The following is an 11785-nucleotide window of genomic DNA, read 5'->3' as shown; positions in this document are numbered from 1 at the left end:
TTTTAAATTACAACTGATCATTCCTCCATCATGGAACATCTGCAACAGCATTTCACTATAAAATATACCTATAACGTTTTCTTCACTACGTCGTTATTCGCGCACAACAATCAATTACTAAACGATTTTTTGGAAGGTTCTGCCACATCTGGCGCATTACGAAAGATCCTCTTTGTTGTTGACCAGGGCGTAGTTGATACGCATGAAGATTTAACAGATCAGATAAAAGCCTATTTTGAACGCCATACCGCTGTGCAACTGGTGCAGGATATATTGGTGATTCCCGGTGGTGAGCATGTAAAGAATGATACCCGGTATTTCGATCAGATACTGGAAGCTGTAAATACTTACGGTATCGATCGCCACTCTTACATTGCAGCTATTGGTGGCGGCGCTGTTTTAGATATGGTTGGTTATGCCGCTACAGTGGCTCACCGCGGTGTAAAGCACATCCGTATCCCTACTACGGTGCTATCGCAAAATGATTCGGGTATCGGGGTAAAAAACAGCATCAACTACTTTGGTAAAAAGAATTTTTTAGGAACGTTTGCCACACCGGCTGCCGTTTTTAATGATGATCAGTTTTTAACTACGCTATCAGATCGCGACTGGCGTTCGGGTATATCCGAGGCTATTAAGGTCGCGCTGATAAAAGACGCCGCATTTTTTAACTGGATTGAGCTAAACGCTGCCGCATTAGTAAGCCGCGATATGACCACCATGAACTATTTGGTGTGGCGTTGTGCACAACTGCATTTACAGCATATTGCCGGTGCCGATCCGTTTGAGAGCGGTTCATCACGTCCGTTAGATTTTGGACACTGGAGTGCCCACAAACTGGAATATCTTACCAATTTTGAAGTTAAACACGGCGAAGCGGTAGCTATGGGTATAGCGCTGGATACGGTTTATTCGCAGCAATCGGGCCGTTTAACATTGGAGCAAAGCGAACGCGTAGTAAACCTGATACAAACATTAGGTTTTGAAATAACCCACGAACTTTTACAGGTAACCGGCGACGATAGCCCAATACTACTTGGCTTACAGGAATTTCGTGAGCATTTAGGCGGCGAGCTTACCATTATGCTGCTGAATACCATAGGTGAAGGTACCGAAGTACATGAAATTGATACCACAATTTTAAAACAATCGGCCCAGATATTGCACAACAGGCAATACGATCTTCACCAAAACAATATTTAAGCATTTATACTATCTACTTATGAAAATCGGTTCTGCACATTTAACTTACTGTACCAATATACACGCCGCCGAAACATGGCCCGAAACCCTCGAAGCCCTGAAAAACAATTTCCCGGTGATCAAGGCCGACTTATCGGCTAACGAGGCCATGGGTATCGGTTTGCGCCTGTCTAACATCGCCAGCGTTGATTTGCTTGAGCAGGAAGCCAATTTGCAGGAGTTTAAACAATGGCTTAGTGATAACGGCGCGTACGTTTTCACCATGAACGGTTTCCCTTATGGCGGCTTTCATCATACCGTAGTTAAAGACCAGGTGCATGCTCCCGATTGGACAACAGATGAGCGTTTAGATTATACTTTGCGCCTCTTTAACATTCTGGCTAAACTGCTGCCTGCCGGTTTAGAAGGAGGCATATCCACCTCCCCGTTAAGCTACAAGCCATGGCATGCCGAGGGCGAAGCAAGGAACAGCGCGAAAGAGATCGCCACAAAAAATATCATCACCGTTGCCGCCGAGCTTTACAAAATATACCAGGCAACCGGCGTATTGCTGCATTTAGATATTGAACCCGAACCGGATGGCTTTTTAGAATCGGGCCCGGAATTTATTGATTGGTTTGAGAATGACCTGTTGCCGCAAGGCACGGTAACACTGTCCGAAAAACTCAATCTGCCATCTATTGATGCCACAGCGGCCATAAAACAGCATATCAACTTATGTTATGATGTTTGCCACTTTGCTATAGGCTACGAGCCGCATAAAGAGATAATTGACGAACTAAATAAGAAAGACATAAAAGTTGGCAAGATACAGATCAGCGCCGCTTTAAAAGCTTTGCTGCCCGTTAATGTAACTGAAAGGGACTTAGTAACCAATGCGCTTGCTAAATTCAACGAGCCAACTTACCTGCACCAGGTAATAGCCAAGACAAATAATGGCGAACTGATACGCTACCCTGACCTGCCGGAGGCATTGGCCGATAGCCATAACCCTGAAGTGAACGAGTGGCGCGCGCATTTCCATGTGCCCATCTTTGTAGAAGATATGGGTAAAGTGCAATCGACCCAAACCGATATAATTACAGTACTGAACAGGTTTAAATATACGCCTTTCACCCAACACTTAGAGGTGGAAACGTATACCTGGGAGGTATTGCCCGACGAACTGAAGGCTCCGCTTACGCAATCTATCATCCGCGAATTAAACTGGGTTAAAAATCAACTTGTATAAAATACGGCAACATGAACAAAACGGTAGTAATTGATGTAGTTGGCTTATCGTCATCGGTAATTGGCGAGCATACGCCATTTCTTCAAAAATATATCAGCGAAAAGCATTTGACTCATATACAGCCTGCTTTGCCTGCTGTTACCACGTCTATGCAGTCGGCTTACCTAACCGGGAAGTTCCCTGCCGCGAATGGCATTGTGGGCAATGGCTGGTATGACCGTACAGATTGCGAGGTGAAATTCTGGAAACAATCAAACAAACTGGTTGAGGGTGAAAAGATTTGGGATAAGGCCAAGAAGGAAGACCCATCATTTACCAGTGCCATGATGTTTTGGTGGTACAATATGTATTCATCTGCCGATTATTCGGTAACGCCACGCCCTAACTACCTTGCCGACGGTCGTAAAATGCCCGATTGCTACTCGCACCCGGCCGAACTGCGTGATCATTTACAAACCAAATTAGGCCAGTTCCCGCTGTTCCAGTTTTGGGGACCGGGAGCAAACATTAAATCCACCCAGTGGATAGCTGATTCGGCTATGGAGACGGATGACCTTCATAACCCTACCCTAACGCTCATCTACCTGCCGCACCTGGATTATTGCCTGCAAAAATTCGGACCCGATCTGCCGGTTATCGCAAAAGAACTGGGTGAGGTAGATGAGGTAGTTGAGCAATTGGTTAACTTTTATCAAAAGAAGGGCGCAAAGGTGATTATACTCTCCGAATATGGTATATCACCGGTAAACAACCCTATCCATTTAAACCGTGTATTAAGGCAGAACGACCTGTTAGGCATCAGGATTGAGCGAGGCTTGGAATTACTTGATCCGGGAGCTTCAAAAGCCTTTGCTGTGGCCGATCATCAAATAGCACACATATACATTAACGATAAGAGCGTAACCGAAAAGGTTAAAGCCTTACTAAAAGCCGTACCGGGAGTTGAGCTGGTGCTTGACCGTGAGGAACAGGCTAAATACAACATCAACCACGAACGTGCGGGCGACCTCGTTTTAATGGCTGATGAAAAGAGTTGGTTCACCTATTATTTTTGGCTGGATGATGCCGTTGCCCCCGATTATGCACGGGTGGTTGACATCCACAAAAAACCAGGCTATGATCCTGTTGAAATGTTCATGACCTCGAAAGCCCGTGCAGGTTATAAACTGTTGCGCAAAAAAACGGGTTTGAGGTATGTAATGGATGTAATTCCGTTGGATGCTACCCTGATAAAAGGATCGCACGGGCGTGTTGGCGTGCCGCAAAAGTATCAACCGGTATTAATTACCGATACCGCACCTGCAAAAGAGGCTTTGGTAGCTACCGATGTATTTGATATTATATGGCAGCATTTAAAAGGATAAGGATTAAATTTTTTTATAAAAACGCCCTTGCTTCAAAAGTAAGGGCGTTTTGCTTTGTCTGTACTTACTGTACTTTTATAGTGGTGGTATTGCTGCCGATATTGCCCTCCATATCGCTGCCATTAATTGACAGGTGATAGGTACCGCTGATATCTGCCGTGTAAAACGAAACGGTTGCCTTACCATCTTTACCGGTAATAATGTTCGGTGCCCAATATATGGTTGAACGTGTATCGATGAACGATTTATCATCCTTCGACTTATATTTTGGTGAATAAAATTCTTTAGCCGGGTAAAAAGCCATTGGCTTATAAATGTACACACCGGGTGTTTTACTCAAGTAAGGACCCGAGCCACTATAGGTGGTCACCTCAATAAAAGCATGATCCCACGGCAACGCCATCGGGTTGCTAACATACCTGCTCATATAGCGCATGTTATATTTGGTAGATTGCATTAACTCAATACCTTTAATATCTTCTGCCGAATAGTAATCTAAAAATTGCTTAACATATAAGCCGTATTGCAGAGTCCCTACCGGATCAGGGGCCCCGAAATCGATATCTATACCATCAATAATAAAATGTGCAAGCTGTGTGAAAATAGCATAGACATAAGGATTTTTCGGGGTGCCAAATTTAAAGCCTTTTATATTCTTTTCTAATAGATCGCCAAGGGTAAGTTTACCTACTGCTTGCAGGTATTCTTCATCGAGCACAAGATCGGCCCCGCCATCTTCATTCAGGTTTTTTGATCCTTTTATTATCCTTTTATCCTTAATATTTACCTGTTTCAGCATGTTGGGGCTGCTTAACTCCTGCTGCTTTTTGTCGTAAGTAAGCTTGTTTTTTACCAATAGCATGCTTGTGGTATCAGTATTTACATACCAGGGCATGGTGCGGTTTGGCGCACTGGTAAATACGGGGGCAACAAATTCATCAACCTCTACCCCCACGTTGAAGCTTTTACCTTTTCTATTGCGGGCTTGTATGAGGTATGAAGCCGTATCCGACGGAACAAGGTTATCAAACGTAAATACGCCATTGTTATTGGTTACCGTATCCAGTATAAATCCCGGCTTTTTTGATAACAATAATACCCCCGAGCTTTTCACCGGTTTATTAAACATATTGGTCACCTTACCCTTGATGGTAAAATTTGTTTCGGCGGTAAACAAAGGCTGCTTGAAAGGTTGAAATACAGACGTCCAATCGTAATTAACCCAACCCTGGGCCAGCAATAAATTATCCAGTTGCTGCCATTTTTCGGGATTATAGGCAGGTGGGAAATAATAGCCCGGATCTTCCACCTGTCCCTTTAATTCGGAGGTTAGCAGCGCGTACGATTTCAGGTTATTTGTTTTCAGGCTGTCTGTTTTTACTTGTGTATCATCGGTAACCGCTATCGAAAAACTGCCTTGTACCGGTTCGCCTGCTTTATTGGTCACTATCATATTCATAGCTACGCTATCCCTTTTATCATAACGTTTCTTATCGGGCACCATAGTTATGCGCAGGTCATCGGCCTGATCAATATATACAATGCGTTCGTTCATCACCTGTTTTGCCGTATTGAGTAAAGAAAAACGGGCTATACCTGTAGGAAATAGCGCGCGGTCTACCTTTACTTTGCCACCGCCTTGCACTATCTTCATGATCACGGCATAACAGCCAATCCCTCTCGCCTGGCCAATCACATAATAATTAGCGGCGGCTACATCGGCCGTAGTACTCACATTGATTTCCAGCGAATCTGCGCCAAGTTTATTGATCACATTAAGTACCGTTCCCGATGGTTTTACAGCAGGCAGCGGGTATGGCTTTGAATACGCACCATTGGGCAGCTTTATTTTAGCGGCATAAACCTCGCCCGCCTGCGGAACAAAGCCAAATGAGCCTATGCCCGCGTGCACAGATTGAAAATTACCGGCTTCCTGTTGTTTGCTGTCGTAAATAATACCGCTGACATTTGTGCCCATGCCATCTTCGGACAATGCTTTAAAAGCCACACGGGTATTGATGCCGGCCACCAGCGCACCACCCTCGGGCATAAATTGCAGGTCGATATTTTCGGGGCGATTAAGCAGCAGGGGCATACTATAAAGCGTATTGCTTTGAGCTTTATTGGCGGGCTGCAGGCTCACAAATAGTTTATTGACCGTGGCTTTTTCGGGAATATTAAAGCCATAATCAATAGCGCCGTCCATCATCGTACGTACTTTATCTTTATACCATACTTTTTTGCCATCGGTAACCCGCAGTACAAAATCTTCCAGGATAAGCGGGCGTTCATCTAACTTATTTACTTTCAACCCTATCGAAGCTTTTTGTTTACCATCTTCCAGTTTGGCGCTAAAGCGCGATTTTATAAGCACATCGCCCTCGCCCGGCGAACTGATGTAAAACTGCTTTTCGAACATTCCGTTGGTGCCGTGATTACGCATCCAATTGCTGTAGGCCCGCAGGGTATAGTTCCCGTTTTGAAATATCTTGTCGGTTAGCACTATATTGCCCCAGCCAAGGCCCACATACAGTGCCACCATAGCCCTTTTTATTATGCGGTTTTGCTCATTAGCTATTTCAACATACAGTATACCACTCTTTGCCGATGCCGTGAGGTAGGTGGCATTAAACAGGTACGATTTAAAATACAAGGTATCGTTAAGGGTATAATAAGGTTTATCGGTATGCAGGTAAACCTTTTCCTGCGCGCTCGAATCAACATAGCAGGTCATCTTAGTTATTATATCCTGCACTATGGCCCTGTCGCCGGTTTGCGCAAAGGTATTACTCCCCAAAAAAAGCAACATCCCGATAAGTATTGATAAGAAGCAGGTTTTCATAAGCAAAAGGTTGATACTCAAAAATAAAAAGAAATGTTATTGAGTGCACTACCTTACGGCTTATACAATAGCTTTTTATGTAAAAAATCTGTTTTAATTACAACAAATGGCAGGTTTTAAAGTAATATGATTGAATAGTAAAGCATTTACCAATTTTACCGTCACCAATACCAAACACTGTTAAATTTGCATACATGAAAATAGCTACCTATAATGTGAATGGCGTAAACGGCCGATTGCCGGTGTTGCTGCGCTGGTTGCAAGAAACCCAACCCGATGTAGTTTGCCTGCAAGAACTGAAAGCCCCGCAGGAGAAATTTCCGGAAGAGGCTATACGCGATGCCGGTTACCATGCTATATGGCACGGACAAAAAAGCTGGAACGGTGTTGCCATATTATCCCGCTTTGGCGAAATACAGGAATTACGGAAAGGCCTGCCCGGCGATGATGCGGATACGCAAAGCCGATACATTGAAGCTTTTATTAACGGTGTGGTGATAGGCGGTCTTTACCTGCCTAATGGTAACCCTGCTCCCGGGCCGAAGTTTGATTATAAGCTGCAATGGTTTGACCGACTGAAACTGCACGCGGCGGGCCTGCTTGCACGCGATATACCCGTAGTACTTACCGGCGATTATAACGTTATGCCAACCGAACAGGATGTTTACAAGCCCGAACGTTGGGTTGACGATGCCCTGTTTCGCCCTGAAACACGCGAGGCTTTTAAAACATTGGTAGCTCAAGGCTGGACGGATGCCATACGCAAACTATACCCTACCGAAACTATTTATACCTTTTGGGATTACTTCCGCAATGCTTATGGCCGTAATGCGGGTTTGAGGATAGATCACTTTTTACTAAGCCCGCAGCTGGATAAGCGTTTGGTGGCCGCAGGTGTAGATAAACAAGTACGCGGCTGGGAAAAAACCAGCGACCACGCGCCGGTTTGGATAGAGCTGGCAGATGAGTAGGCTTATATTTAAAAGACGTCATTGCGAACGTAGTGAAGCAATCTCTAAACTATACAGAGCGGCTCTGTAAATAGGGGATTGCTTCACTACGTTCGCAATGACGCGCTTTTATTCTACTTTACAACCTATTATTTTACAACCTTATACACACTCCCTTTTGTATTTTCAGGGCCGGTATCGGGATTGGTGAGTATGTACAGCTCTCCGGATGGGTCTTCGCCGAAGGCGGTGATCTTTAAATTAGGTGGGAGGTTTTGCAAGGTCACCTTGCCCCTTTGCCAGGTAGCACCTGTTTTTTTGAGGTAGAAAACAGGGCCTGTCCAGTCGGCAAACAGGTATTTATTTTTTAGTATTGGCACTTGCTGGCCGTTGTATACATATCCGGCAATTACGCTTACACCTTCACGGTGACTGTATTCGGTAATTGGCATGGTGATCCCTGAAATATCGCAGCCCGTAGCCGGGTTATAGCAATGTGTACCTTCCACCAGTCGCCAGCCGTAGTTGGCACCTTTTTTAACGATATCAATTTCTTCCCACAAATCCTGACCTACATCACCCGCAAATAAATCTCCTGTTTTTCTATCGAACGAAAAACGGTACGGGTTACGGAAACCATAGGCCCATATCTCAGGCTTTACGCCTGCCTTGCCCACAAATGGGTTATCTTTAGGTACGGTATAACCATCGGCTGTGTTGATATCGATACGCAGTATTTTCCCATGCCAGGTATCCATCGCCTGCCCGTTGCCTATGGGGCCGTGCTTATCGCCTTGTCCGCCGCCATCGCCTAACGAAACATATAAAAAATTATCAGGCCCAAACTGAATGCAACCGCCATTGTGGTTACCATCGGGCTCCTCTTCGGTGAAGATGACACGGCCGCTGTTAGGGTCGAGTTTTTCGGCACCCGCAGGTATAGTGTATTCGGCCAATACACCGGTATGGTTTGAGCCCTGGGTAGATGGCACGCTGTAATACACGTAAAACTTTTTATTGGTTTTAAACTGCGGATGCAGCGCTATACCCAGCAGGCCACGTTCCTCATAACCGTTGTTTAGCTTCACCAATTTATCGTGCAGGTCAAGCAAAGCGCCATCAAGCATTTTACCATCGCGGATCACGCGGATCTTGCCGTTTTGTTCGGTCACCCAAACATCGCTGCCACCCGGGAAAGCCATAGCGGTTGGCCCTTGTACATTGGTCACTATTTGCTGTACACCCACAGTTATAGGTGCAGGCAGAGCAGTTTTAGCCTGACCAAAAGAGGTATAGGACAGGCAAGCCAGACTAATACCTAATCCCAAACGAATCAATCCGGCATTATAAACAGGTGATAATATTGAGCGGGATGTATTCCGCAGTATGTTTTTCATTATTTTAATATTTGTGTTATTAAGCTTATCATTTCTATTTAAAATCGAACCATAACGTACCGTTAACCGCTTCGCCGTTGTAATGGTTCTTTTGGCTTTGCGGCCCCATTACATTTGGCCCCTGAAACTTGGTACCAATCGGGGCTATGCTGTTCAAAAACCCTATACTTCCCGCCGGGAATGCAGGCTCAACATTGTTATTGCTCAACGCGGCTTTTTCCCTGCCGGGATGCAGCATTTGAAAGTACAGGTTCTTATCTGATGTGTAAACTGTAAACGGCGCTTCTTTATTTTCTATCGTTACCCAATTAACTTCGGCATGATAGCCTTTAAATTCAGGATATTGCCAGCTGTCGCCGGTAATGGTATTGTTGTATGCCTTGTGCCATACGCCAAATTGCTGGCCTTTCAGCCTGTTTTTCCATACACGGTAAGGGCCGCGGCCAAGCCATTTCATGCCCGTAATTTTTTCTTCGGGATAGTTAAAGGATAGGCCTGCAAAATCAACATCGCCCGTTTGTTTGTAACTGTATTCCAGTTTGGCAGGATAACCAGGTCTGAACGTCCATTTTACCTGTAAGGAGGCGTCGCCATCGTAGCTGGCGGTAATGGTGTACAGTTTATCTGCAACTTCAGTTTTAAAATCTTTTAATTGTGTTTTTACACCGGCCAAAACCGGTCCGCCCGATAACGAAATAGTGCCCGACGGCTTAATTACTTTTTGTATGTTGCCGGTAGTTTTGCTAAACACATAATTTATGTTATCACAATTAACCGTAAGCAGGCTATCGGTATCAGTACTTTTAATCTTCGATTTGATTGCTAATTTATAGGCTTTAATTGCATAGGACGCGGGAGATGCAATTGACCAGCTCCAGGTAAATATTTCCTTTTTATCCGGTCCGTACGCTGTAAGGTATAAAGCATTGTTTTTTGCCCATGATGCAGGCAGTTTCAAATTTAGCGTACCCTTTTCACCCGGTTTAAGGTTGAGTTGTGCAGGGCTCCCGGTCGCTTTCACAATGGCAGCTGTAGTTTTGCCATCTACCGATGGCAAGCTAACCAGTTTCCATTTAAAAGTACATTGATTAAGATTGGTAAAGGAATAACGGTTCTCTACTGTAAGCTGTCCGTTAAATGTTCTGTTAATAGGCTGCGGATCAATATACACCGGCGACCAAATCTCTTTTATAGTATAATAGCTTCCCTCCTTTTCGCGGTGCGGACCAACTATTCCGTCCGGTGCATGGTTACCATCGGCATCCAGTATATTATTTTTATCGGTACGCATAATCGCTTCATCGGCAAAAGCCCAAATAAAACCACCTGCGCCATGCGGATGTTTCATCATTTGCGCCCAAAAATCGTCAAGCGCCGCGCCTGCGCCGCCATCGTAAAGACCGTGCATAAATTCGGTAGGGAAAAATACCTCCTTGCCTGATTCTGCGGCTTTAACCATATAATTATAGTCGGGATAGTGACGGGTATCAGTTCCGTTGAATTTCTCCCATGGATGGATCACCGTACGCTTTTGCGGATCGTAGAGCGCGTAATCATTATCCAGCCCGCGGTTCCAGCCACCTTCGTTGCCGTTATCCCAAAACAATATGGCAGGGTGGTTCACATCGCGCAGCACCAGCTCCTTTACCAGCTTACGCCCAACAACGGTATCGTATTTTGCCTGCCAGCCGGTAAGTTCATCAAGCACATATAAACCCAATGAATCACATATCGCTAAAAAATCCTGATCGGGTGGATAATGCGACATGCGTACCGCGTTCATATTCATTTCTTTCATCAATCGTACATCCATCAAATGCACGTCGTGACTTAAGGTACGCCCTGTTTCGGGCCAAAAGCTATGACGGTTGCTACCTTTTAGTACTACTTTGGCGTTGTTTACATACAAGCCATCATTATTACGCACCTCCACCGTACGGAAACCAAATTTTTGTTTTATCTGGTGGATGATGCCCTGTTTATCTTTTATCGCTACAACTACCCGGTAAAGGTTCGGAAACTCTGCGCTCCACAGCAATGGGCTTTTGAATGTACTTTTTAGCTGTACACTATCCTGCCCCGCTACTGCTTTTACGGCGAACGATTCACCTACATTTTTACCATTAAGGTTTTGTATGCGGGCTTCTACGGTTTCGCCATCTTTAGTATTAGCAGTGTACACATCCATGTCAAAAGAACCATCGGCTTTGGCATTAATGGCTACCCTGTCAATAAAAGTTTCAGGGACAATCTCCAGGTAAACCGGGCGAAAAATCCCGCCGAATACCCAAAAATCACTGTTACGGCGTTCGGCGTCATTTACAGAAGAGTTGGCTGATGTTTTATCAACGGTAACTTCGAGCAGGTTTTTACCTGTAGCGTTGAGCAAGCCGGTAATATCGTATTTAAAGCGGTAAAAACTTCCCTGATGCACAGGGCCTGCCTGCTTACCGTTGATAGTTACCTTGGTATCGGTCATTGATCCTTCAAAAACAATGAAAACCTTTTTGCCTTTGGTATCTCCGGTTAAAAATTCGTGCTTGTATTGCCCCTGCTCGTTGGCTTTATCCTTATCGTGCCCGTAATTGTAGGTGCCAAAACCTTGCTGTTCCCAGTTGGAGGGCACCGCTATTTTAGTCCACTTGCTGCTGTTGCGCCCGCCGGTGCAATAAAAATCCCATTGTACGGTGTGGTCTTTGTCTGTTCCCGACAGGTATTTAACCACTGTTCCCTGCGAGAAAGCACTGAAACAAAACAGGGTGAACAACAATAAAAGCGTTACTCTTTTCATAATTAAT

7 protein-coding genes are annotated in these 11785 nt (G+C 44.9%); 4 read left to right on the top strand and 3 right to left on the bottom strand.

Annotation, left to right across the window (positions count from 1 at the left end):
• Positions 1 to 30 precede the first annotated feature (30 nt).
• From AC07NA_RS00620 to AC07NA_RS00610, 3 genes are read left to right on the top strand one after another with little or no spacing between them, the layout of a single operon-like run.
• Positions 31 to 1203: a 3-dehydroquinate synthase gene (locus AC07NA_RS00620; protein WP_494894765.1), complete on the top strand. Its 1173-nt coding sequence runs from the start codon at positions 31 to 33 to the stop codon at positions 1201 to 1203.
• A gap of 19 nt (positions 1204 to 1222) precedes the next feature.
• Positions 1223 to 2434 (top strand): metabolite traffic protein EboE, encoded by a 1212-nt coding sequence (gene eboE / locus AC07NA_RS00615; protein ID WP_494894763.1) that lies wholly within the window; start codon positions 1223 to 1225, stop codon positions 2432 to 2434.
• A gap of 11 nt (positions 2435 to 2445) precedes the next feature.
• Positions 2446 to 3798, top strand: coding sequence for an alkaline phosphatase family protein (locus AC07NA_RS00610; protein WP_494894761.1), 1353 nt, complete (start codon positions 2446 to 2448; stop codon positions 3796 to 3798).
• 64 nt (positions 3799 to 3862) lie between these two features.
• On the opposite strand, the gene AC07NA_RS00605 is transcribed toward AC07NA_RS00610, so the two are convergent.
• A complete protein-coding gene (locus AC07NA_RS00605; RefSeq protein ID WP_494894759.1) occupies positions 3863 to 6640 on the bottom strand; it encodes a carboxypeptidase-like regulatory domain-containing protein in 2778 nt (925 codons plus the stop codon).
• Between the two features lie 194 nt (positions 6641 to 6834).
• Here AC07NA_RS00605 and xth point away from each other — a divergent pair, with 194 nt between their 5' ends.
• Positions 6835 to 7611: an exodeoxyribonuclease III gene (xth, locus tag AC07NA_RS00600; RefSeq protein ID WP_494894757.1), complete on the top strand. Its 777-nt coding sequence runs from the start codon at positions 6835 to 6837 to the stop codon at positions 7609 to 7611.
• A gap of 128 nt (positions 7612 to 7739) precedes the next feature.
• On the opposite strand, the gene AC07NA_RS00595 is transcribed toward xth, so the two are convergent.
• Entirely contained in the window at positions 7740 to 8987 is a 1248-nt protein-coding gene (locus tag AC07NA_RS00595) for a PQQ-dependent sugar dehydrogenase (protein WP_494894755.1), read from the bottom strand.
• Positions 8988 to 9021: 34 nt separating this feature from the next.
• Positions 9022 to 11778, bottom strand: coding sequence for a glycoside hydrolase family 2 TIM barrel-domain containing protein (locus AC07NA_RS00590; protein ID WP_494894753.1), 2757 nt, complete (start codon positions 11776 to 11778; stop codon positions 9022 to 9024).
• Between the last annotated feature and the right edge of the window lie 7 nt (positions 11779 to 11785).

This window comes from Mucilaginibacter sp. GW821-FHT07G05, assembly GCF_059418565.1.
The sequence above is the reverse complement of the archived record's forward strand: the minus strand, read 5'-3'. Positions and strand labels throughout refer to the sequence as shown.